This is a genomic window from Parasphingorhabdus sp., assembly GCF_036568145.1.
GTDB lineage: Bacteria > Pseudomonadota > Alphaproteobacteria > Sphingomonadales > Sphingomonadaceae > Parasphingorhabdus.
On sequence record NZ_DATCTC010000025.1, the window covers coordinates 19504 to 41953 of the forward strand.

General features: G+C 55.5%; 22 protein-coding genes and 1 tRNA gene. 8 read left to right on the plus strand and 15 right to left on the minus strand.

Translation table 11 applies throughout. From position 1 onward, the window contains the following. Positions 1-35 precede the first annotated feature (35 nt). The 3 genes from VIN76_RS08980 to VIN76_RS08990 all read right to left on the minus strand — a co-directional run bounded on the left by VIN76_RS08980 (position 36) and on the right by VIN76_RS08990 (position 4073). Positions 36-614, minus strand: a complete 579-nt coding sequence (locus tag VIN76_RS08980) for a CC0125/CC1285 family lipoprotein (protein ID WP_332041507.1) — start codon at positions 612-614, stop codon at positions 36-38. 162 nt (positions 615-776) lie between these two features. Continuing rightward, complete coding sequence (locus tag VIN76_RS08985) at positions 777-2771, minus strand: BCCT family transporter (protein WP_332041508.1); 1995 nt, start codon at positions 2769-2771, stop codon at positions 777-779. Positions 2772-2846: 75 nt separating this feature from the next. After that, positions 2847-4073, minus strand: coding sequence for an MFS transporter (locus VIN76_RS08990; RefSeq protein ID WP_332041509.1), 1227 nt, complete (start codon positions 4071-4073; stop codon positions 2847-2849). Positions 4074-4273: 200 nt separating this feature from the next. Here VIN76_RS08990 and thpR point away from each other — a divergent pair, with 200 nt between their 5' ends. Continuing rightward, positions 4274-4810, plus strand: a complete 537-nt coding sequence (thpR, locus tag VIN76_RS08995) for an RNA 2',3'-cyclic phosphodiesterase (RefSeq protein ID WP_332041510.1) — start codon at positions 4274-4276, stop codon at positions 4808-4810. A gap of 33 nt (positions 4811-4843) precedes the next feature. Here the strand turns inward: thpR and VIN76_RS09000 are convergent, their stop codons facing one another. From VIN76_RS09000 to VIN76_RS09015, 4 genes are all read right to left on the minus strand, one after another. Further along, entirely contained in the window at positions 4844-5437 is a 594-nt protein-coding gene (locus VIN76_RS09000) for an HPF/RaiA family ribosome-associated protein (RefSeq protein ID WP_332041511.1), read from the minus strand. A gap of 167 nt (positions 5438-5604) precedes the next feature. Beyond that, entirely contained in the window at positions 5605-6192 is a 588-nt protein-coding gene (locus VIN76_RS09005) for an Hsp20/alpha crystallin family protein (protein WP_332041512.1), read from the minus strand. 406 nt (positions 6193-6598) lie between these two features. Beyond that, a tRNA-Gln gene (locus VIN76_RS09010) sits at positions 6599-6673 on the minus strand. Between the two features lie 128 nt (positions 6674-6801). Then, complete coding sequence (locus VIN76_RS09015) at positions 6802-7899, minus strand: branched-chain amino acid aminotransferase (protein WP_332041513.1); 1098 nt, start codon at positions 7897-7899, stop codon at positions 6802-6804. A 101-nt stretch (positions 7900-8000) separates the two neighbouring features. Here VIN76_RS09015 and VIN76_RS09020 point away from each other — a divergent pair, with 101 nt between their 5' ends. Continuing rightward, entirely contained in the window at positions 8001-8513 is a 513-nt protein-coding gene (locus VIN76_RS09020) for a MarR family winged helix-turn-helix transcriptional regulator (protein WP_332041514.1), read from the plus strand. Between the two features lie 234 nt (positions 8514-8747). Here the strand turns inward: VIN76_RS09020 and proC are convergent, their stop codons facing one another. The 4 genes from proC to VIN76_RS09040 all read right to left on the minus strand — a co-directional run bounded on the left by proC (position 8748) and on the right by VIN76_RS09040 (position 11459). Beyond that, a complete protein-coding gene (proC, locus tag VIN76_RS09025) occupies positions 8748-9560 on the minus strand; it encodes a pyrroline-5-carboxylate reductase (protein WP_332041515.1) in 813 nt (270 codons plus the stop codon). Between the two features lie 163 nt (positions 9561-9723). After that, positions 9724-10230 (minus strand): YbjN domain-containing protein, encoded by a 507-nt coding sequence (locus tag VIN76_RS09030; protein ID WP_332041516.1) that lies wholly within the window; start codon positions 10228-10230, stop codon positions 9724-9726. A 261-nt stretch (positions 10231-10491) separates the two neighbouring features. Beyond that, positions 10492-10854, minus strand: coding sequence for an accessory factor UbiK family protein (locus VIN76_RS09035; protein WP_332041517.1), 363 nt, complete (start codon positions 10852-10854; stop codon positions 10492-10494). 56 nt (positions 10855-10910) lie between these two features. Further along, on the minus strand, positions 10911-11459 hold the full coding sequence (locus VIN76_RS09040; RefSeq protein ID WP_332041518.1) for a TspO/MBR family protein: 549 nt from the start codon (positions 11457-11459) through the stop codon (positions 10911-10913). Positions 11460-11769: 310 nt separating this feature from the next. Here VIN76_RS09040 and VIN76_RS09045 point away from each other — a divergent pair, with 310 nt between their 5' ends. Further along, complete coding sequence (locus VIN76_RS09045; protein ID WP_332041519.1) at positions 11770-13608, plus strand: ABC transporter transmembrane domain-containing protein; 1839 nt, start codon at positions 11770-11772, stop codon at positions 13606-13608. Positions 13609-14024: 416 nt separating this feature from the next. Here VIN76_RS09045 and VIN76_RS09050 read toward each other — a convergent pair whose 3' ends face one another. The 4 genes from VIN76_RS09050 to VIN76_RS09065 all read right to left on the minus strand — a co-directional run bounded on the left by VIN76_RS09050 (position 14025) and on the right by VIN76_RS09065 (position 16693). After that, a complete protein-coding gene (locus VIN76_RS09050; RefSeq protein WP_332041520.1) occupies positions 14025-14477 on the minus strand; it encodes an ExbD/TolR family protein in 453 nt (150 codons plus the stop codon). A 45-nt stretch (positions 14478-14522) separates the two neighbouring features. Continuing rightward, positions 14523-15044, minus strand: coding sequence for a biopolymer transporter ExbD (locus VIN76_RS09055; protein WP_332041521.1), 522 nt, complete (start codon positions 15042-15044; stop codon positions 14523-14525). Between the two features lie 130 nt (positions 15045-15174). After that, positions 15175-15948, minus strand: coding sequence for a MotA/TolQ/ExbB proton channel family protein (locus VIN76_RS09060; RefSeq protein ID WP_332041522.1), 774 nt, complete (start codon positions 15946-15948; stop codon positions 15175-15177). Between the two features lie 82 nt (positions 15949-16030). Continuing rightward, positions 16031-16693 carry an energy transducer TonB gene (locus VIN76_RS09065; protein WP_332041523.1) on the minus strand — a complete coding sequence of 221 codons (663 nt, stop codon included), beginning with the start codon at positions 16691-16693 and terminating at the stop codon, positions 16031-16033. Positions 16694-16956: 263 nt separating this feature from the next. Between VIN76_RS09065 and VIN76_RS09070 the strand changes: the two genes are divergently transcribed. From VIN76_RS09070 to VIN76_RS09090, 5 genes are all read left to right on the plus strand, one after another. Next, the gene (locus tag VIN76_RS09070; protein WP_332041524.1) at positions 16957-17820 is read left to right on the plus strand and encodes a hypothetical protein; all 864 of its coding nucleotides are present in this window, start codon (positions 16957-16959) and stop codon (positions 17818-17820) included. Positions 17821-18067: 247 nt separating this feature from the next. Beyond that, positions 18068-19366, plus strand: a complete 1299-nt coding sequence (locus VIN76_RS09075) for a homoserine dehydrogenase (RefSeq protein ID WP_332041525.1) — start codon at positions 18068-18070, stop codon at positions 19364-19366. 142 nt (positions 19367-19508) lie between these two features. Then, positions 19509-20480, plus strand: coding sequence for a class II fructose-bisphosphatase (glpX, locus tag VIN76_RS09080; RefSeq protein WP_332041526.1), 972 nt, complete (start codon positions 19509-19511; stop codon positions 20478-20480). A gap of 27 nt (positions 20481-20507) precedes the next feature. After that, positions 20508-21749 carry an alpha/beta hydrolase gene (locus tag VIN76_RS09085; RefSeq protein WP_332041527.1) on the plus strand — a complete coding sequence of 414 codons (1242 nt, stop codon included), beginning with the start codon at positions 20508-20510 and terminating at the stop codon, positions 21747-21749. Positions 21750-21768: 19 nt separating this feature from the next. Continuing rightward, complete coding sequence (locus VIN76_RS09090) at positions 21769-22356, plus strand: uracil-DNA glycosylase family protein (RefSeq protein ID WP_332041528.1); 588 nt, start codon at positions 21769-21771, stop codon at positions 22354-22356. The last annotated feature ends 94 nt before the right edge of the window (positions 22357-22450 follow it).

Here is a 22450-nt window from a genome sequence, read left to right on the forward strand (position 1 = left end):
AAAATTCTCCTTGCTTCAAAGTCGCGAGGCGCGTGTTAGCGACCGTCGCGGATTTCAGGGCCTATCCGAGCTATTACATCGCGTGCGTTGAAAGCCTTGAGATTGGTTGCCGGCATGTAGCCGTGGCCCATGCGAATCTCGGCTGACACCTCGAACCTCTCGATTGTGCGGGTATCGACACGGTCACGCCAGAAGGGGTCGCCGTAATAAGGATCCCAAGTACGCCAGCCGGTGCGCGGGCTATAGTAATTCCAATAGGGGCGCCAGTAGGCGTAATCATCATAAAACCAAGGCCGGTAGAGCGGGTCGGGCCGTATTTCGCGCTCGACCTGCCTTTCAACTTCGCGGTCTTCGATGATGAACCAGTCGTAACGATGCTGGAGCGTAAGTTCGGCGGCGCGATACAGCAACGACGCCTCCACCCGCTCTCGCGAGGTGAAGCTGTTGCCAGCAAAAGTCACCCTGAAGATGTTCGACGCGAGCTGAACTTGGGAATATCCGCCCTCCACCCGGTTCGCCGATGAGATCGGCTGGTAAGGTGTGGACGTGGCGACGCATCCTGTGGCGAACAAGGATAGCGCCATGGCTCCGGCGAGCTTTGACAGTCCAGTCATCCTTAGCTCCTCGCTGCGACTCGTAACTGCAATTTAAAATCGCGGATATTTTCTTTTTATAATAATGGAATTTCCATTTACCGACAATCTTTTATACTGATAATTTTGCTGGCTCTGTTTGGCCACTACAATACGTGCTCCAAATGGACTGTAGTGATTTCGTCATCGTTGCGCCAACCGGCGAGCGTGGCGGAAACGTGCATAGCGATTCAGCAGGTCGTTGATTAGCTGATCTTGCGTAAACCCTGACACGTCGTGCGGCTGATCGCCCTCGGAACTATGCGCCATTGCTCGATAGTGGCGCTGTTCCCCGTCAGGTAGCTTGGGTCTTTCGAGCCACATGAAGCTGGGAGAGAGGAAACTTCTCGAGCGGATCGTATAATAAAATTCGCCTCTCTCGCCGTGGGGAATCTTCAGGTCAAGGTGATCGGCCCCCTCCGTTATCTCGGGCGAGAAGCCGCTCTCGCGCATCTGATCAGCGACCGCTTCCAGCGCAGGCCTGGCTGTCGTGTCAATGAAACTCGCGATCTGGTCGGCGCTGAAGTGCTGAACTAGCGAAGCCAGTCGCTGTTGCCAGCTGAGTACGGGATCGGTGGCAGCAGTCTCGGCACTCGAAAGATCGATCGTCGAGCCCTCCTGTTCCATCTGCAGCGCGCGCAAGAGGCCAAAGCAGATGAAGATCATGATAACCGCAAAGGGCAAAGCGCTGGCGATAGCAGCAGTCTGAAGCGCCTGAAGACCGCCAGCAAGAAGCAGCACACCCGCAATCGTGCCGGCACATACCGCCCAGAAAATGCGCTGCCATACCGGCGGATTTTCAGCGGCGCCCGATGTGATCGTGTCCATGACTAGTGCGCCCGAATCCGCGGAGGTTATGAAAAAGGTGATCACCAGAAGCGTCGCAACGAAAGAGGTGACAACGCTGAATGGTAACGCCGCCAGCGTCTCGAACAGAGCAACGGGAAGGTTGGTGAGAGCGGTTTCGGCAATGGGCGCAACTCCGTTCATGTCGAGAGCGATTGCGGTGTTGCCGAACACGGTCATCCAAAGGAAGCTGAACAGCACCGGCACCAACAGCACACCGCTGATGAACTCGCGGATCGTCCGGCCCCGGGAAATCCGGGCAATGAACATGCCTACGAAAGGAGACCAGGCGATCCACCATCCCCAGTAGAACAAGGTCCAGTCGCCAAGCCATGGGTTTGGCTCATACGCGTAGAGGCGGAAAGTGCGCTGGACGAGCGAATCCAGATAAGCACCTATGTTCTGCAGATAGGCATCGAGCAGGAATATCGTCGGCCCAATGAGCATGACGAAGCAGAGCAGAAAGACGGCAAGGATGATGTTGAGCTCCGACAAGCGCTTCACCCCCTTGTCGAGCCCCAGAAAGACCGACAGCGTCGCGATAGCGGTTATAACTGCGATCAAAAGCAATTGCGTGTTCACCGAAACGGGAACACCGAACAGGTAGTCGAAACCCGCATTCACTTGGAGAACGCCTAGGCCAAGCGAGGTCGCTACCCCGAACATTGTTCCAATGACTGCGAATATGTCGACGGCATGACCGATAGGTCCAAAGATGCGCCGCCCAATAAGGGGAAAGAGCGGTGAACGAAGTGCCAATGGCAACCCGCGGCGAAACGAGAAATATGCAAGCGCCAGGCCCACGACGATGTAGATCGCCCAAGCGTGGAGTCCCCAATGGAGGAACGTCAGAACCATAGCCTGCCGCGCAGCCTCGAACGTGCCGCCTTCACCGACCGGAGGAGCGGCATAATGCTGGATAGGTTCCGCGACGCCGAAAAATACGAGGCCGATACCCATTCCCGCGCTGAACAACATCGCAAACCATGAAATATAGCTATAATCAGGCTCGCTCTCATCAGGCCCGAGCTTCACGTCCCCGTGCCTGCTAAACATCAGATAGATGACAAAAACCAGAAATCCCGTGACTACAGCAACGTAGAACCAGCCAAAATCCGCGACGATGAAAGCTTGCACGCGCGAGAACAGCACTGCTGCGGGTGCCGCGAAGACAGCGCCCAAGATTGCAAAGAGCAGAATAAGTCCAGCCGAAATGTAGAAGACAGGTGGATTGACCTGAATTCGCGCGCTGTTCCCCAGTGAGGCGGCTTCCTTCAGAACGGGATCGGACAATATTTTTTCCTGCTAGCGTTTGCGCTAGTGTTTTTAACACTTCGCAAAGCGTTCGGTTGCAAGAATGCGCAAAGATTAGTTTTTCGAGCGAGGAAGCCGGTCGAGTTCGGCTGCCGCAGGTGTGGTGCGCGGCAGGATCTGATAGGGCTGCTGCAACTCGCTCGGGACCGGCTCACGGCGAATCTGCCGCCAAAGCGCGAAGATTAACGTAAGCAAGGCACAAGCACCGATAAACAGGAACAGACCCCCTGCGCCAGCAGCCATCATTACCCCGGCGCCTGCGGTGGGACCGGCCGCAGCCCCGATCGAGTAGGTAAGCACCAGACCGCCGCTCGCACTGACCCGCTGCTCCGCGCTCAGATGATCGTTGGTATGTGCCACGCAGAGCGGATAAAGGGCAAAGCTCAATCCGCCAAACAAAAGGCCGAGAATCAGAAGCACGGGGCCAGAGCCTGTAACCCATGCCAGTCCGCCGCAAACAGCTGTCGTTCCAAGCAGGACAGCGACAATGACCGCTCGCCGGTCAAAGCGGTCGGACAGCCAACCGACTGGCCACTGCAACGCCACACCCCCTGCGATCACCACGCTCATGAAGAGGGCTATTTCCGACATCTCCAAGCCTAGGCGGCGGGCATATACGGCTCCCATGCCATAGAAGGCGCCGAGCATCAGCCCGATCATGCCGCACCCCACTACTCCCAGAGGCGATGCCGTATAGAGGCGGTGGACCGAAAAGGGAGCCTGTTGCGCCACTACCGGTTCTTTCATGCGAGTGAGCGCGATTGGCAGAATAGATAGCGAGATCAACAGGGAAGATGCTATGAAAGGCGCTGCGGCAGGTCCGCCGAGGTTGAGGAGGAACTGCCCCAGCGACTGTCCCGCATAAAGACAGATCATGTAGGCAGCGAGGACAGAGCCACGGGTTCCGGACTCGGCTTGCTCGTTGAGCCAGCTCTCAAGACAGATGAAGACGGCGGCAACGCTAAGCCCGTCGATGAAGCGCAGCAGAGCCCAAAATCCAGTGCCCTGAAAAACCGTGTATGCGAGCGTAGTTGCCGAAAGAAGAGAAACCGCGGCAGCGAAGGTGCGGATATGCCCCACGCGGCGGATAATCGGCGAAACACGCAAAGCTCCGACGGTGAGGCCGATGAAATAGGAAGTTGCCACGAGTCCGATGAGCCCGGCCCGTGTTCCTGCGCTCTCCAGCCGGAAACTGACAAGCGTGGATATGACACCGTTGCCCGCCATCAACATGAATATGGCCAGGAGCAGGCCGCGAGTAGTAATGAATGAACTTAGCACTGTTACTGAATACTCCTCAGGCGCTCCGTTCCCTGTGCGACATCGGCAGCTCCTGGACATCGGTTGGACTTGTAACGGTTTGCTTCCGGTTGCTTGTCTCTTATTATGCCCGCATAGCTTCAAAAGCCAAGGGGCTTATGCCGTCTTTTTGTTTAACAAGAGACACTGGCAGGTCGGCCCGAGCATGGTAGATAGCCACGATGTCCCACCGTCTATTCATCGGCATTCGCCCGCCTGCCTCTGTGCGAGATGCGCTGATCGATACGATGGAAGCGCTGGAGGGAGCACGCTGGCAGGACGACGAGCAACTGCACCTGACCTTGCGCTTTATCGGGCAAGTCGAGCGCCCGACCACCAACGATCTTGCCTCTGCCCTGGCAAGGATCGTCTGGCCGTCATTTGAATTAACGCTGGAGGGCGTGTCGTATTTTGAACGCAAAGCTATGCCGAGCGCCATCTGGGCACGGATTCCGCTCACGCCCGAGCTTGGGGGACTGCGGGCGAAGATCGAGCGTGTGTGCGATCTGGAGGGGCTCGGGCGCGAGACCCGGCGCTTCACGCCACATATTACGATCGCCCGCCTCACCCGTGACACCGGCCCTATTGCACCCTGGGTGGCCCGGCACTCCGGTTTGCGCACGACTTGGCAAGCAGAGGGATTTACACTGTTCGAGAGTCACTTACTGGGCTCTGGCGCGCATTACGAAGTTGTCGCGCACTACCCGCTGAGGGGCTGAGCACCGACAATTGCGACGTCGATGTTTCAGCCGTCATCTCCGGCTGGGCTTCGAGGTTGAATCATATGCAAGTCCGCCAATGGGACGGACTGTGCTCGCCTGCGGCCCGATTCCGCTTTCGCCGGTCTGCACCACGAGTTCGACTGCCGCCCCCTGCTGCAAGGCCTCGAAGCTACCGTCGACCACACTGTTTTTGTGAAAATAGATCAACCGGTGATCGGTCGCGATGATCTGACCATAGCCTTCGTCGTGATTGATTTCGGCGACCTTGCCCTGCAAAGGCCCGTCGTGGGCCTTGACGTTGCCGCTGACCTGATCCTTCCAGCGCTTCAATTTCCTGACCATCGTTGCGAAGGCATCGCGCACCACTACCCGAAGATGCTCGTTTACGGCCTTATCGTCCTGGTGCTTTCGCACCACAAGTTCGTCGCCCGGCACCCGCACTTCGATAGTAACCTCATACAGGTTGCCCTTGCGCTGACTTTGATGCGGCGCACGAATATAGACGTGGCAACTGGTGATACCATCGTAAAAGGTTTCGAGGTGCGCAACCTTCTCGGCGACAAGCGACTTGATTTCATCCGACGGCTCGATATCCGCGAAGGAGAGTTCCAAGGGCGTTTCCATCAGTATTTGTCCTTTAAATATGGAGCGATCCATGTTTTCCGTTGTTTAATTTGCTTCGCAGTCCTCCGCGAAAGAAGTGTCGGAATTGGCGCAGCGTCCCCTAGCCGAACGACGAGGTCGCTCGGTAAACCAGTTGAGCACAGGCAACCCGCAGCGATCGGCGAGGTTTAATCCTTCTTCTTCGCCTTCGCCCTTGGCTTGCCGCTCTTTGCTGCTGGCGCCTTATCAGGCTCACGGTCGGTCTGCGCTCCCTCGGCCTTGGAGCTTGCAGATTTACTTCCAAGCTTGATCTTCCGTCCGCGGGATTTCTGTTCGCTGACCGGCAGAGTTAACTTCAGCACGCCGTTCTCGAAATCCGCCGAACACGCATCCTCGTCGACCGTCGGGGGCAGGGAAATGCGTCGCACGAACGTGCCGTAGCTGCGCTCGGTGTAGCCGCGTTCTTTATCGGACCGCTGGCTCCTTTTCTCGCCGCGCAGCGTCAGCACTCCGTCTTCGACAGTAATATCAATGTCGTCCTCCTTGACGCCCGCGAGCTCCACCGTGATTTCGATCTTGTCATCATCCTGATGGACGTCCAGCGCCGGAGCCAGCATTCCCGGGCTGAGAGTAACGCTGTCTCTGCCCTGTTCGAAAAGCGCATCGAACATCCGATTGATCTCTCGATTGATGTCGAGGAGCGAGCCTCCGTTCGATCCACGTCCCGCAGGTGCGACCGAACCACTGCGGTAGGGTGATAAATATCCAAGTGCCATGTCTAGTCTCCTTTATTTGAAGGCGTTCGTTTGGGTCATCGCTACCGCCGACCTGCAGCCTTGAGAGACACCGCCAACTTCGCTTGCCAAGGGGAGCAGCGGATGTGCGAACATAGCTGCCATCGGCATGCCCTTGTCTGTTCCAGTCTAAAAACTGGACCAACGGAATTTTTCGCGCATTCCGTAATGTTACGTAACCTCGCGAGTCCGTCGGGGGCGGTTCACTCCTGACCCGCTTTCCTGATCGCCCAGTCGTAAATCTGATGGAACGCCCGAGGAGCCAGTCGATGTGCTGAAACGGCGCGCGAGTCATGGTGCTAAAATCGAGACCACCACAGGGTGCCACGGGGTTTTGACTCGCAGAGAAGCCAAAGGTTTTTCAAGTGCTGAACTGTCAAACAAAAGGTGGCTGGGGTGGCAGGATTCGAACCTGCGCATGGCGGCATCAAAAGCCGCTGCCTTACCACTTGGCGACACCCCAATATTCGGGCCGATATATGGCCCGGCCCATGCTCATCTTTGCGGCCCTGTAGAGGGCAACGCAATCATCAGCGAAGGGGCCTAATATCCAACTTCCCCCAAGGGGGCAAGAGCGAGTTGCAGCTTATTTTAGAACAATCGCTTAACCCAGCCGTGCGTGTCTTCGGCAAGGCCGCGTTGAATGTCGACAAGACGCGCGCGCAGCTTTTCGGTAAGTTGGCCCGGCCCGCCGCTGCCTATCGTAAAATCGCCATCTGAGGAACGGACAGTTCCCACCGCCGTCACCACCGCTGCGGTCCCGCAGGCGAAGGTTTCCCTTAATTTTCCGCTGGCTGCATCATCGCGCCACTGGTCGATCGAATAAGGTTCCTCACAGACTTCAAGCCCCTCTTCACGGGCCAGCGCGATGATCGATTCCCGTGTGATGCCGGGCAAGATCGTGCCAGTCAGTGGCGGGGTGATCAACCGGCCGTCATCCATGACGAAAAACAGGTTCATGCCGCCCAGTTCCTCAACCCAGCGGTGCTCCGCGGCATCAAGGAACACGACCTGGTCGCAATCCTGTTCGATTGCCTCTGCCTGCGCGATCAGGCTTGCTGCATAATTGCCGCCGCATTTGGCCGCGCCTGTGCCGCCCGGTGCTGCGCGGCTATAATGTTCTGACACCCAGATCGTAATGGCCGAAGCACCGGCCTTGAAATAGGCTCCCACCGGCGATGCGATGACCATATAGAGATATTCCTTGGCCGGACGCACGCCCAGAAACACTTCGCTGGCGAACATGAAGGGCCGCAAATAGAGCGAGCCGCCTTCGACCGAAGGAAGCCAGTCACGGTCAATTTCAACCAGGCTTTCAACCGATTTCAAAAAAACTTCTTCTGGCAGTTCGGGCATGGCCATCCGCCGGGCAGAGGCGTTAAAGCGCCGGGCATTTTGTTCGGGCCGGAACAGCGCCGTTGTGCCGTCGGCAAGCCGGTAAGCCTTCATGCCTTCGAAAATTTCCTGTGCATAATGCAGGACCGAAGATGCCGGGTCCATAGGAATAGGCGCGCGCGCCTGCACCTTGGCATCGTGCCATCCCCATTCTTCACTGTAACGAATCGTCACCATATGGTCGGTGAACAATTTGCCAAACCCCGGATCCATTAAAGCCTGGGTCCGCTCTTCCGTCGGGACCGGAGCGCTGTGCTTTTCGACTAGGAATTCAAGACTGTCGTCATTGGCCATATCCGGTTACTTTCGCTCCACAGGTTGGAAAAATTGATAGGAAGATTCGGGGGTCGGGATTATCTTGCAATCCCTGAAACTCCATGTCAAGATATGTCAACATGTCTGACTTATCTCGTTCCTCTGCCTCCACTGGCGCATCTCCTCTCTTCCTGCGTGAAGACGAGGTCCGCCGCGGGATTGAGCTGCTCTATTTCGGCTATACCCGCCTGACCAATGCTATTGATAAAGAGCTTGTGAAGCAAGGGCTGGGCCGTGCGCATCATCGGGCGCTCTATTTTATTGCGCGCCAACCCGATTTGACCGTGGGCGAATTGCTGCGCTTGCTGGCGATCACAAAACAGTCGTTGGGACGCGTGCTGAAAGAGCTGCATGAGCGCGATCTGGTTGTGACAAAAACCGGGTCCGTTGACCGCCGCCAGAAATTATTGCGGCTGACGGACAAGGGCAAAGCGCTGGAAGCGGAATTATTCACGCAGCTACGCTCGCGCCTTTCCGCCGCTTATGTCAGCGCTGGGCAGGAATCCGTATCGGGATTCTGGCGCGTTCTGGAAGGATTGATCCCCGAAGCCGACCGGCAAATGGTTTTCGACCTGCGAAATGACAAAGGCTAGATTTTTTCAAACTTCACTAACTTCACACCAAGGAACGTTTAATTTCCCCCAAAAACTGTAAATGGGCTTTTTTAGCTTTTGCACAAAAATCCTCCGCTAGCGTGTAGGAGATTACGGGCCGTGGAAGGCAAGATTATTCAGGATTGAGAAAGAGCCGGGTGGGCCTGTATCATAGCCTATCGCGTGTAGGACAGCGTTATCTGGTGGTTATGAGCTTTAGTAGAGATTACCCCCCTAACCCTTCGCTTCCTCGGCCATTTCGCGGTTGCGCTCCATCGCGGCTTTCAACACATCGCGCAGCAGCGCATTGACGCGCCCGTCGGCGTCCAGCACGTCCAGCCCCTTGCGGGTCACACCATTGGGGCTTGCCACCTGATCCGCCAGCTCGCCCGGACTGACATCGGATGCCACGGCCAGCGTCGCCGCGCCGTCCACCATGGCCAGCGCCATGCGCGCCGCTTGCGCCTTGTCCATGCCCAGATCCGTAGCAGAAGCGGCCAGCGCATCAATGAACCGGAACACAAAGGCGGGGCCGGAACCGGACAAAGCCGTCGCAATATGCATCTGCCCTTCATTTTCCAGCCATTCGGGCGGGCCGAGCGGGGAAAAAAGCTGGCTCATCTTTTGCTTCAAACTGGCATCATCGCCCTCGGCAATCAGGATCATCGGCGATTTGGCGACGGTCACCGCCATATTGGGCATCAGGCGGATAATCTTTCCGGCCTTTGGAAACGCGTGGCGCAACATTTCAATTTCGGTTCCTGCCAGCACGGACACGATATGCGTATTGCCCGCCACCAGCGGCGCGAGCTCCGCCGCTACATCCTGCAACTGATAGGGCTTCATGGCCAGCATGACCAGATCAGGCGCCGGGCCATCGGGATAATCCGGCTGTGATTGCAAGCCGCCGGGCAGCGCAGATTGATTGGGTTTAATCACCGTGACCCTGCCCGCATCAAGCCCCTGGTCCAGCCAGGCTTGCAGAATCGCGCCGCCCATATTGCCGCAACCGATAAACCAGATATTGTTAAAGCCCTCTGCGATCATATTATTTCCTTTCGTGCCTGGCGATTATCCTATGGAATAACCGTTAGCCCTGAGCCTGTTGAAGGGCGTCTCCAGATTAAGCGCGGCGTCAATGCCTTAAATACCCTTCGACAGGCTCAGGGTTAACGTAAAAAAGATGTTTATCCAAACTACCTGACAGCCCTCATGCCTCGCCCTGAATGTCGATCATGGCATGGGCAATGGCATCCTGCGGGCTTTTGTCGCTCCACAGGACAAACTGGAACACGGGATAAAAACGCTCCCATTCGTCAATCGCCATATCGACAATTGTCTGCGCCTGATCCAGACCAAGCATCCCGCTGCCGCCCAGCATGATGCCATGGCGGAACAGCAATATATTATCGGTGGACCAGAAATCAAAATGGCCTAGCCAGAGCTGTTCGTTGATTAAAGCCAGCGTTTCATAAATGGCGGATTTCTTGTCATCGGGGACGTGAAGCTGCGGCAGCAAGAGAAGTTGCAGCACATGGTCTTCATCACGCCACACCGCCCGCAATTGATAGCTGGTCCAGTTGCCCTTTATCGATACCGAGATTTCTTCGTCGTTGACATGGTTGACTGCCCAGCCGCGTGCTTCAAAAAAAGCGACCAGCATATCCACCGGCGGCGCTTCTTCCATATCAAGCTCAGACCAAATATCGTCCAGCATAGCGGCTCCAAATCATTTGCACGGGCCCAAAATCAGACGCCCGGCGCTTCTGCATCTCTCGTGCCGCCTTAGTGGCCCAGCGCATTACGCAGGGCAAGCGAAGCGGCACCTATGCCCAGATTGTTTGTGGGAAGATTGTGGATAATCGGCGTATGTGGCGAAGATTTATGAACCCGCAGCTTGTCTGATCGACCCCGCCGCACCATCAAACGTCATTCCCGCGCAGGCGGGAATGACGGAACTTACCCAAAAGAGGAGAAACTACTCCCCGGTCGCGGGCGGTGTCTTGTCTGCTGGCTTGGCGGCGGTTTTCTTCACCGCAGGTTTGCGCGCAGCCGGTTTCGCGGCACTTGCTTTCGGGGTCGTTTTTTGCGCTGTTTTTCCTGCTGCTTTTTCCAGGGCATCCACACGCTTTTTCAGGGCGTCGGCCTCCCCACGGGCTTTGGCGGCCATTTCCTTGACCGCTTCAAACTCCTCACGCGAAACAAAATCCATGCCGCCGAACCATTCCTTTGCACGCTCGCGCGCACCGGCTTCGGCTTCGCGGCCCACCCCGGCAACTGTGCCCGCAAGGCCGTTCAGCACCTTGGATAGGTCGTCAAAAAATCTGTTCTGGCTCTGCATGTCTTATACTCCGTCTGGGGATCAGGCTTTGATTGGTCCTGCCTTTATCTCATGGCTTATATCTGGGAAGTCGCTGCCGGCACAACAAGAGTTTCCGCGTGCGGATTCAATTCGCCTATCTGTCTGTTCAATATTCCCGCGAAACAAAGCCATGCCAGATAGGGGATCATCAGCCACGCGGCGGCTTTACGGACGCGCCCGAAAGCCATTGTTGTGGCAAATGCAGATATGAAAATCGCGATGATAAGCCAAAATCCGGCTGTCACCTGATGCATGCCGAAAAATAGCGGCGACCACAGCAGGTTTAATATGAACTGGATCACGAATAATGTGACCGCAACGCCGCGCAAAGGGGCACCGCGCGCGTGCAATATCATCGCCAATGCCGTGCCCATCATGATGTAAAGGACAGTCCAGGCGGCACCGAATGCCCATCCGGGCGGCATTATATCAGGCTTTACCAGCGCCTGAAACCAGCGGTTATCCTCGGTCGATCCGGCAATCTGGCCCGACAGGAAACCCAATAGCACAACCACCGGAACGACGAATAAAATCCAGCGAAACAGTGACATTCGCAATTGCCCGTTTGAAGCGATCTGGTTCACCGATAATCCTCCTAGCCCCTCATACTCCGGTTAGTCTTTTGACTTTCAGAGCGAATCAATCAACGGTAATACGCCGAATATATCGGTTCCTAGGGAATTTTACATCAGCTTGCCAGTGGCTTGCAGTTCATCCAGAATCGAAATTCAGGTGGCAAGCCTGCTATAGGCCCGCGAAGCATAACTGGTCTTGGCATCGCGCAATAAAAGCCTATGTAGGCAAAACCGGTTTCATTACGCGCAATATTGGCAAACCGCTTGTGGTTGCCAACAGGATTGTGACCCAAAGATCGCGCTGCTAGGGGCTTATTTTATGAGTGAAAATGCCATCGAGAATACCAGCGCCAGCGCCACCGAACAGGAAATTACGGCGGAAGAAAAGCCTGCGCTAAAGAAAATTGGCAATTTGCGAATGGTGTGGGACCGGGCCATTTGTTATCCGAAACAGATATTTTTCGCCGCGCTTGCCCTTTTATTTGCGGCGCTGGCAACATTGGCGATTCCCTGGGGCTTCAAATCGATTGTCGATGAAGGCTTCGCATCGGGCGGCGGCGATGTCGCGCCCTATTTCCAGACACTTTTGGTCATTGTTGCGGTATTGGCTGTCGCTACCGCTTTCCGGTTCTATTTTGTAAGCTGGCTGGGTGAACGGGTGGTGGCGGATATCCGGCTTGCGGTTCAGCGCAACCTGCTGCGCCTTGCCCCCGGCTTTTTTGAAGAAAACCGGCCATCGGAAATTGCCTCGCGGATGACATCGGATACCGCGATTATCGAACAGATTGTCGGCACCACGGTATCGGTTGCGCTGCGTAATATTGTCATCGGCATTGGCGGGATTATCTTCCTGTTCACGCTGGCGCCGACATTGACCGCCGGGTTGCTGCTGGGCATTCCCGTCGTCATTGTGCCCATCGTATTCATTGGCCGCAAGCTCACCAATGTTTCTAGGTCCAGTCAGGACCGCGTTGCCGATGTCGGGGCTATGATCGCCGAAACGCTGGGCGCGATGAAAGTTGTGCAGGCATTCGGTCAGGAAGAGCGCGAGCATGAAAGATTTGGCCTGGCGGTCGAAAATACATTCGACACGGCCAAGCGGCGGATATTATTGCGCGCGGCTTTGACCGCCGTCGTCATTGCACTGGTGTTCACAGGGATAACCCTGTTGATGTGGCGCGGGGCGCTGGGCGTTGCGGATGGCAGCATTTCGGGCGGCACGATTGCCGCGTTCGTGCTGACCGGCGGCCTTGTTGCCGGTTCCTTTGGCGCTTTGACCGAAGTTTATGGCGACCTTTTGCGCGGAGCAGGCGCGGCTGGCCGTCTTGCGGAATTGCTTTCCGAAGAACCCGGCATCGCGGCTCCCGCCAACCCCATCGCTTTGCCGGAACCGCCGCGGGGCCAGATTTCGTTTGATAATGTCAGCTTCGCCTATCCGACGCGGCAGGATACCGCCGCGCTCAAAAATTTCTCGCTGACTGTATCACCCGGCGAAACGGTGGCGGTTGTCGGTCCGTCGGGTGCGGGGAAATCCACCCTGTTCCAGCTTGCCCAGCGTTTTTACGACCCGCAAAGCGGTAGCGTCAGGATTGACGGGGTTGCCCTGCCCTCTGCCGATCCGGCGGCTGTTCGGGAACGGATGGCGCTTGTTCCGCAGGACACCGTGCTGTTTGCGGCCTCCGCACGCGACAATCTGCGCTATGGCAAGTGGGATGCGACCGATGAAGAAATCTGGGCCGCTGCACACGCCGCCAATGCAGAAAAATTCCTGAGGGAGCTGCCCGAAGGACTGGACAGTTACATGGGTGAAGCGGGCACAAGACTGTCCGGCGGGCAGCGCCAACGGATTGCCATAGCCCGCGCTCTGCTGCGCAAGACACCGATCCTACTGCTTGATGAAGCGACATCCGCGCTGGATGCCGAAAGCGAAAGGCTGGTTCAGGATGCGCTCGACCGCCTGATGAAGGACCGCACCACCATCGTCATCGCCCACCGCCTTGCGACTATCCGTTCGGCAGACCGGATCATCGTGATGGATAACGGGCAGATTGTCGAACAAGGGGACCATGACAGCCTCATCACCCAGAACGGCCTCTACGCCAAACTGGCCGAGTTGCAGTTTAGCGGAGAACAGGCCCCGTCAGCTATCGCGGTCTAGCGCTGGCAGAAGGTTTCTAGCGGGCGTGGTTTTGTACACGCTCACGTCATATGCCTAACATGAGTAACGGCCTGTGATGTTTGGCGCGGGGCTTATTGAGACCTATAGTGCGTTTCATCACTGACCGCTGCCAAGAATCTTAAAGGTTATAGGACGTGAGAGCCTCTACCGTCATTCCTGCGCAGGCGGGAATCCAGCTATCTGGACGTTGCAGAAGGTAAGCTGGATTCCCGCCTGCGCGGGAATGACGAATTTGTGCGCACTTGCTCGCGGGTCTCGTTTAAGCCCTTTTTGCAACGACACCCAATAACCGCGCCTGTTCGTGCAAACAGAGGCCCCTAAAAGCCCGCACTCAGCCCAATAAAAAAGGGCGATGGATTGCTCCACCGCCCTTTCGTGAATAGTATCGCAAAGCTTTAGTTGGGCAAACGTGATGCCTTGCCAAAGCTGCTATATTGTTCGTTGCCGACAAATCCGAATTTGCTGACACCGCTATCTTTGATCACGGCCAGAACACGGTCGACGGTCAGATAGGCACTGACAGGGTCCGGCTGGAACTGGAGTTCGGGTTCCGGAACAATGGACTTGGTTTGCGCCAGATACGTTTCCACCTGGGTCAGTGACACCGGCGTATCATTCCACAAGATCTGGTTTGTAGGGGTGATACCCAAACGGTTTTTCACCGGATCAATTGGTGGTGGATCAGACTGATTGGGGTCATCCACAGGCAGGTCCAGTTTGACCGCGTGGGTCTGGACCGGGATTGTAATGATGAACATGATGAGCAAAACGAGCAAGACGTCGATCAACGGCGTCGTGTTCATTTCCATCATCGGCGAACCATCATCTCTACCGCCACTCATGGCCATTGGTGCGTCTCCTTAAAAACTCTGAAATTTAATACCGTCATCTGGCTACTCGATTGCAACAGGCGTAGACAGGAACCCGACCTTGGCAAAGCCAGCACGTTGCATGGCATAGATTGCCCCGCCAATGCACCGGTAAGGGGTGTTGATGTCACCGCGGATATGCACTTCGGGCATATCTTCGGGGGTCATATTTTCTACACCACCAAAAGCTTCAATCTGGTCTTCCAACTGTTTCACGGCTCTTTGAACCAGCTCGGTTGAATCTACCGGAGTCGTATTCCAATAGATTCGGCAATTGCCGCCTGGATTGGCACCGGAATAGTCCGGATCACCGGGATCACGGCCGGCAACATCTGTCGTGGTGACAGCGAGCAGCACGTTTTCCGGTTTAGTCGTCGTTACCTCGAACGGTAGAACCGGCAATTCTAGTTCCACTGTCTGGATCACCACAGGAACGGCGATCAAGAAAATGATCAGCAAAACCAGCATGACATCCACTAGCGGGGTCGTGTTAATGTCCGATAGAGGAGTTTCTGCTCCACCAGCGTCCCCAACATTCATCGCCATAAGATTCTATCCTCTCAAAAATATACTAGATCGAAAAAGCAGAGCATATTCTGCACTTTCGGAAATCAGGGGCCGCCAGGGCCATTGACCGGAACAAACTGTCATCGGAAAATGGCCCTTGGCAAACGCCTTATTTCTTAACAGCTGGCTTCGCGGCAGGAGCAGCGGCTGGTTTAGCAGGCGCGGTACCTTTGACCGGAGCAGATGGACGTACTGCACCGTCAGAAGAAATGTAGCCAAGAACATCGTTGGAAAAACCGCTCAGGTCTTCTGCGATGCGCTTGTTACGACCTTGCAGCCAGTTATAAGCAAGAACGGCAGGAACAGCCACAGCAAGACCAAGTGCGGTCATGATAAGAGCTTCACCAACCGGACCGGCAACAGCGTCAATAGATGCCTGACCAGCGATACCGATTTTGATCAGTGCGCGGTAAATACCGATAACCGTACCGAACAAACCAATAAACGGAGAGGTCGCACCAACCGTTGCAAGCCATGGCAGACCGGTAGCCAGCTTGGAATTGATCAAGGCTTCCGAACGGTTCAGCGAGCCGTGCAGCCAGTCATGGGCTTCGACAGGATCGGTCAAACGAGCGTGATCTTCTTCGGCTTTGATGCCGTCGTCGATGATTTGACGATATGCACTGTTCTTCTCAAGCTTCGCAGCGCTTTCTTTCAGGCTGCTTGCTTTCACAAAAGCGGCACGTGCAGCCACGCCCTGTTTCATCACCTTGTTCTGTTCGAACAATTTGGAGAACAGGATGTAGAAAGACGATACAGACATGATTGCGAGAACAGCCAGGGTGAACCAGGCAATGACGCCGCCCTGTTGCATGGCTTCCCAGAAACCGAAAGAGTTTTGCGGTGCCCCAGTTCCAGCGGCAGCTAAGATTTCAGTAAACATTATAATTTCCCCTCAAGGATAGATTGATTTAAAATTTATTCCTTGCAACGGGCCCACGAAGCTGAACCCGCTGCGTTTAACATTAATCAGGTATCTGCCAACGAACCCGGCTTGACCAGGTTGCGACCATAGGCTCCCCGTTACTGTCAAGAGCAGGACGGAACCGTGCTCTGCGCTGGATGTTCTTGCAAGTTGCTTCGTCAAGATCAGCATGTCCGCTGGACCCGGTGATCTGGCACGAACTGACCCGTCCATCTGTACCTACAGTCACACGGAAACTGGTAGTACCTTCACGCTCCTCACGCAAAGCGCGCGAAGGATAGTCATTGGCGTTCGCCCAGTTACCCGGATTTCCCCGAGGTTCCGGGTTCGCCCGTTGCGGAGCCGGAGGAGGAGGCGGAGGTGGTGGCGGCGCGACAACCGGCGGGCGGATGACAGGCGGAGCAATGGGTTGCTGCGATATCACTGGCCGCGGAGCTGCGGGCGGAGCCACGATTGGCGGAGGTGTAACCACGGGAGGTGGTTCGATCGGTTGGTCTGGTGGAGGTGGTGGTGGCTCCTCAATTTCTTCTGGAGGTTCTTCTTCTTGGATATCGATCATATCGAGCTCCGAGGCCACCTTCTTGACAGCACTATAAGCCAGGCCAGTCACCAAAGCATACCCAAACAGCGCGTGAATGATCACAACAAGTATGATAGATACCAACTTGCTTGTGCTCATTTGTTGTTGGTCAGCATAAGCCATTCAGAAACTAAACTCCTTTTTCTTCCCTCAGGAACAAACCTGTAAAAAGGTTAAAACTGCACATCACCGCAAAGCGACATACAGCGATTCCCAATATTCCCCATAACAGCTTTTCTTTAAGGTGAAAGCTATCTTAAAAAATGTTTTAACGCCGTAGTTGGAGGCAGGCAATCGCTTTATTTGCTAACTACTAATTAAGCTACCATTAACAAGCAATGGTGCTTATTATCCGGTTCCACCTATGCGAAATTTACAGGATAATCATGCCAAAAACATCTCTGATAATCGTCGCCTTGCTATACGCTTTAATCGCTGATTTTCCGGCATTTTCGCAATCTTCCCCTGCCCCAGATCCATTGCAATATGCCGACCTTGCCGACTTGAGTATCCACTCTCCGGTCATTGCGCATGTTACAATCAAAGAAGCGATAAAAATTGATCCAAAAAGGGCTCCAAACGCGCCTCCGGGCACTCAAAGATACTATATCGAAGCGACAACAAACGCCTTGATTCGTGGTCTGGGCGGGATGCCCGAGATGATTCGCTACGTTATAGACATGCCGCTTGACGATCGCGGACGCGCGCCGAAAATTAAGAAAAAGCCGTTCCTTGTTTTTGCGCGCAACCTTTCCACTGATAATGGCGATATACAGCTTTCCGCGCCGGACGCACAAATTGCATGGACGGCGCAAAGGGACCAGCGGGTCCGCTCCATAGTGCGGGAAATTGTTGCACGCGATGCACCCCCCGCGATTACCGGCATTGGTCATGCTTTCCACGTTCCGGGAACCATTATCGGGGATGGCGAGACACAGGTTTTTCTTGAAACCAAAACCGGCGATCCTGTTTCCATCACGATATTAAGCCGCCAGGGTCAGGACAAGGTCTGGGCCGTATCCTTGAGTGAAATCGTGGACGAAGCCGCAAAAGCGCCCAAAGAGAATACATTATTATGGTATCGTCTGGCCTGTTTCCTGCCAAAATCCTTGCCCGAAGATGCGATAAGCGACGCTGTGGAAGCCAATGTCCATCAGGCACGGGTGGATTATAATCTGGTAATACAGGATCTGGGAAATTGCATCCGCTCGCGCCCGCCCGAATATAGTGCGCATCTGTTAGAGCAATAGCAGCCTTATCCATATTCGATCATAATTCTGGGGCGAAGAGGCTTCTTTATAATGGTTCTATAATAGCCCGACATAATGGGCCGATTTTCCTGCTCTATATATGCTCTATATATAATGCCGGTTCGGCACAGGCGGTTATTATAGATGCCTTATTAACAAGACGGGCTGGCATTATGATGCGGCGGCGTTATTAGACGGGCTGGATTTTCATTCATCCGGTCCATCTTAACGTATCCAAGGTTATATTATGACAGCTCCTCTTCGTATCGCTCTTGCTGGTTTAGGCACCGTCGGTTCCGGCGTAATCCGCCTGATCAACGAAAATGGTGCGATGATTGCACAGCGTGCCGGGCGGCCGATTTCCATTGTCGCTGTCTCGGCCCGCGACCGTAACCGTGATCGCGGCGTTGACCTTTCCCCCTATAAGTGGGTCGATGATATGGACGCTCTGGCTGCCGAGCCGGACGTGGACTGCGTAGTGGAAATGGTCGGCGGCTCTGATGGCCCGGCGCTTACGCTTGCGCGAAACAGCCTTAGCCACGGCAAATCCTTTGTCACGGCCAATAAGGCCATGATCGCGCATCACGGTATGGAGCTTGCCCTGCTGGCGGAAAGCAAGGGCATTTCACTGAAATATGAAGCGGCGGTTGCGGGCGGTATTCCGGTTATCAAGGGGATACGCGACGGGGCTTCGGCCAACAGGATCGAGCGGGTGTACGGCATCCTGAACGGAACCAGCAATTATATCCTGACGACAATGGAAAAGCATGGCAGCGATTTTGACTCCGTTTTGAAGGATGCACAGAATCTGGGCTATGCCGAGGCCGACCCCGGCTTTGATATTGATGGCGTTGATGCCGCGCATAAACTTGCGATTCTGGCCGCGCTTTCCTTTGGCACAGAGGTCGATTTTGATGGCGTGGAAGTGGCCGGGATCCGCGGTATCATGTCCGCCGACATCGGACAGGCAAAAGCTTTGGGCTATCGCATCCGCCTGCTCGGCATGGCGCGGATGGATGGTGGCAAACTGTTCCAGCGCGTTAACGCCTATCTGGTGCCCGAAAGCCATCCGCTCGCCCACATCGAAGGGTCAACCAATGCTGTGGTTGCCGAAGGCAATTATTCCGGCCGGCTGATGTTCCAGGGTGCCGGTGCCGGTGACGGACCAACGGCATCTGCGGTGGTCGCCGACATTATTGATATTGCCCGCAACGATGGCGGCACGGTATTTTCTATGCCAGCCGATAAAATGGTCAAAGGCGGCCGCGCCGAAAGCGGCAACCGCACGGGCAGAAGCTATATCCGTTTCGTCGTAGCCGACAAACCGGGCGTTCTGGCGGAGATCACGGCGGCGATGCGCGACGCGCAGGTATCGATAGAAAGCATGATCCAGACAGAAAAAACCAACGAAGGATCGGTGCTGATCTCCATGGTTACTCATGAAAGCCTGGAACGCGATGTCACGCAAGGCCTTGAAAAACTTGCCAATTCGAGCAGCCTGCAAGGCGACCCTGTTGTCATGCACCTGTTAAGTGACGAGGATTAAACCTTTTTGAAAGAAATGAGGGCGCTTTCATTAGCCCTGCGTATAATCAAGTATCAGGCCTATAAGGCTTCTCGACATTGTTATAAGGCTCCCCTATCGAGAGTCGCAAAATCGGCCCCTTAAAGAAGGACTATATATTCAAATGCCTAAATCAAGTGACATACTCGACCGTATTCTGGTTTTGGAGATGGTTCGCGTAACCGAAGCGGCTGCGGTTTCGGCAGCAAAGATGGTGGGTCGCGGCGATGAAAAGGCGGCTGATGCAGCGGCGGTTGAAGCGATGCGCGCTGCGCTGAACGAGCTTAATATCTGCGGCACGGTTGTCATAGGCGAAGGCGAACGCGACGAAGCACCGATGCTGTTCATTGGCGAAAAAGTGGGCCGCGGCTGCGAAGGCGAATCGCCGGAAATCGACATCGCGCTGGACCCGCTGGAAGGCACGACCATCACCGCCAAAGCCGGTGCCAACGCGCTTGCTGTTCTGGCCATTGCCGAAAAGGGCAATTTGCTCAACGCACCCGATGTTTACATGGATAAACTGGCCGTAGGTCCGGGTTATTCCGACGATATTATCGACCTTAACAAATCCGTGCGGGAAAATGTCACTGCGGTGGCAAAGGAAAAGGGCGTCGAACCGGCAGAGATTATTGTCTGCGTCCTCGACCGTCCGCGCCATGAAAAAATCATTTCCGAGCTGCGTGAAATCGGCTGCGGCATCATGCTGATCCCCGACGGGGATGTCGCGGGCGTGATTGCCACCACCGACGAAGAAACCACCGTCGATATGTATATGGGCTGTGGCGGCGCACCAGAGGGCGTTCTGGCAGCAGCGGCATTGCGCTGTGTTGGTGGCCAGTTCAAAGGCCGCTTGGTCTTCCGCAATGACGATGAACGCAAGCGCGCCCATAAATGGGGCATTGAAGATCTCGATAAAGTCTATGACCTTAACGAGCTGGCCAAGGGTGATGTTATTTTTGCTGCAACCGGCGTTACCGACGGCTCCCTTCTGGAAGGGGTCAAGAAACTGCGCAATGGCATGATGACGACCGAAAGCGTGGTGATGCGTGCATCATCCGGCACCGTGCGCTGGGTCAAAAGCGAACATCGCATTTAAATCGTGACCCCGGCGGTGATCTTGAAAATGGCCCAGTTTAAATGGACCAGAGCCTTGAAACCCGCAATGCTTGCCTTGCCGCTGTGGCTGGCGGGCTGTATCTCCCCGGTCGATTATGGCGACATCCGCCATGCGGACTATGTTGCGAGCGGACTCTGTGATCCTGCGGAAAACACCGCGATAGAGGTCGCCGACAAGCCGTTTTTCTTTGTCACCAGCCGCTTGCCCGACTGCCGTACACGCGATGTATCGATGCTCAATTACCGCACTGACAAAGTGCGCTATGGCCGCTTTGCCACTCCGCAAGATGACATTGATGAAAAGGGCAAGCCGGACGGGCAGTCTGTCCCCTTCACCCTGGCCCATGAAAACCGGTGGTGGACGGACCTGTCCAAAGCCCAGGACAAAGGCGCCACCGACGCAAATAGTGGCCGGGTGCTGCTTTATGTCCACGGCTTTCGAGAGTCATTTTTAACCAGTTCCCGTGACACGGCGCAAATCGCGCGGCTTACCGGTTTTACAGGGCCGGTCATTCAATATAGCTGGCCCTCGCATGGCGACTTCATGAAATATGCGGCCGATGAAACCAATATGTATTGGGACGATCGCAATTTTCGCCAATTCCTGACCAAACTGGCCCAGCAACCCTGGACCAGGGAAATCATTCTTGTCTCCCACTCGCTTGGCGCACGGCTCGTGCTGCCTGCTGTCGAGTTTGTGGACCGTACGGCACAGAATAGCGATAGCAGCGTGGTGTCCAACATCATTCTCGCCTCCCCCGATATTGACCGCGAGCATTTTGAGCGCGGCATCGCCGAGGAAGTCCTGTCCGCTCGCCGGGTTAATAACGACCGCCGGATCACCGTCTATGTTTCGGTAAAGGACCGGGCCCTGTCCTTGTCCGACAGGCTGCACGGCTATCCGCGCCTTGGCCGACCGGACTGTTTTGACCCTTTCGAAGCTGCCGATCTCAAAGCCAAAGGCCTGCCGGAACGTTGTTACGCGGCAAAATCCGAATATGACGTGCCGCCAGAAAAAAGCGGGCTGACCATTGTCGATACCACGCCGGTCAGCAGCGGAAATATCGGCCATAGCGATTATCTGCGTAGCGCCGTCGTTTGCACCGATTTTGCCGCGGTCGTGAACGGTGAGCGAGAAGGGATAAAAGACCGTGTCCCGACGCATTTATCCTATGTCTATACTTTCATCCCGCCTGCCGGGAATGAAAAACCGGACCATGACGAGATATGCCGCCTCGTTACCAAGTGAAGAAATATAAGCCCGGATCATGACTGAAAGCGCGGATAATCTGGACGGATTGCTCAAAGATGTTCGCGCCTGCACGATATGCCGCGACCTGCCGCTTGGCCCCCGCCCATTGGTGCAAGCCGGTTCCACCGCGAAAATCCTGATCGTCGGACAGGCACCGGGCCGCAAGACCCATGAAATTGGCCGTCCCTTTGGTGACCTTAGCGGCAAACGCCTGCGCGCATGGCTGGGTGTCAGTGAGGAACAGTTTTACGATCCCGCCCTTTTCGCGATCCTGCCGATGGGTTTTTGTTACCCCGGAACCGGCAAAGGCGGCGACCTTCCTCCCCGCGCTGAATGTGCGCCGCAATGGCGCAGGCCGCTGCTCGACCTGTTGCCGAATATCGAGCTTACCCTGATTCTGGGCCAATATGCGCTCGACTGGCATCTTGGCGACGCGAAATCCAAAACGCTTACCGAGACTGTCAAACGGTGGAAAACATTCTGGCCCACCGCCCTGCCCCTGCCCCATCCCAGCCCCAGAAATATCCGCTGGTTCAAAGCCAATCCATGGTTTGAGGCGGAAGTTATCCCCGCTTTGCAGGAACGGGTAGCTGAATTGATTTAATCCCTTAATCCCCCCTCCCCTTCAGGGGTGGGGATGACGCAAACCGGCTCGATGCCGGTTTGTGGCTGGAGGGTGCAAAGTTCGCTATCGCTCG

Excerpts from the sequence above, each read along its gene's own strand:
- VIN76_RS08980 (WP_332041507.1), bottom strand. The coding sequence starts at position 614 with ATGACTGGACTGTCAAAGCTCGCCGGAGCCATGGCGCTATCCTTGTTC.
- thpR (WP_332041510.1), top strand. The coding sequence starts at position 4,274 with ATGTCCCACCGTCTATTCATCGGCATTCGCCCGCCTGCCTCTGTGCGA.
- VIN76_RS09000 (WP_332041511.1), bottom strand. The coding sequence starts at position 5,437 with ATGGAAACGCCCTTGGAACTCTCCTTCGCGGATATCGAGCCGTCGGAT.
- VIN76_RS09005 (WP_332041512.1), bottom strand. The coding sequence starts at position 6,192 with ATGGCACTTGGATATTTATCACCCTACCGCAGTGGTTCGGTCGCACCT.
- VIN76_RS09015 (WP_332041513.1), bottom strand. The coding sequence starts at position 7,899 with ATGGCCAATGACGACAGTCTTGAATTCCTAGTCGAAAAGCACAGCGCT.
- VIN76_RS09020 (WP_332041514.1), top strand. The coding sequence starts at position 8,001 with ATGTCTGACTTATCTCGTTCCTCTGCCTCCACTGGCGCATCTCCTCTC.
- proC (WP_332041515.1), bottom strand. The coding sequence starts at position 9,560 with ATGATCGCAGAGGGCTTTAACAATATCTGGTTTATCGGTTGCGGCAAT.
- VIN76_RS09030 (WP_332041516.1), bottom strand. The coding sequence starts at position 10,230 with ATGCTGGACGATATTTGGTCTGAGCTTGATATGGAAGAAGCGCCGCCG.
- VIN76_RS09035 (WP_332041517.1), bottom strand. The coding sequence starts at position 10,854 with ATGCAGAGCCAGAACAGATTTTTTGACGACCTATCCAAGGTGCTGAAC.
- VIN76_RS09045 (WP_332041519.1), top strand. The coding sequence starts at position 11,770 with ATGAGTGAAAATGCCATCGAGAATACCAGCGCCAGCGCCACCGAACAG.
- VIN76_RS09050 (WP_332041520.1), bottom strand. The coding sequence starts at position 14,477 with ATGGCCATGAGTGGCGGTAGAGATGATGGTTCGCCGATGATGGAAATG.
- VIN76_RS09055 (WP_332041521.1), bottom strand. The coding sequence starts at position 15,044 with ATGGCGATGAATGTTGGGGACGCTGGTGGAGCAGAAACTCCTCTATCG.
- VIN76_RS09060 (WP_332041522.1), bottom strand. The coding sequence starts at position 15,948 with ATGTTTACTGAAATCTTAGCTGCCGCTGGAACTGGGGCACCGCAAAAC.
- VIN76_RS09065 (WP_332041523.1), bottom strand. The coding sequence starts at position 16,693 with ATGGCTTATGCTGACCAACAACAAATGAGCACAAGCAAGTTGGTATCT.
- VIN76_RS09070 (WP_332041524.1), top strand. The coding sequence starts at position 16,957 with ATGCCAAAAACATCTCTGATAATCGTCGCCTTGCTATACGCTTTAATC.
- VIN76_RS09075 (WP_332041525.1), top strand. The coding sequence starts at position 18,068 with ATGACAGCTCCTCTTCGTATCGCTCTTGCTGGTTTAGGCACCGTCGGT.
- glpX (WP_332041526.1), top strand. The coding sequence starts at position 19,509 with ATGCCTAAATCAAGTGACATACTCGACCGTATTCTGGTTTTGGAGATG.
- VIN76_RS09085 (WP_332041527.1), top strand. The coding sequence starts at position 20,508 with ATGGCCCAGTTTAAATGGACCAGAGCCTTGAAACCCGCAATGCTTGCC.
- VIN76_RS09090 (WP_332041528.1), top strand. The coding sequence starts at position 21,769 with ATGACTGAAAGCGCGGATAATCTGGACGGATTGCTCAAAGATGTTCGC.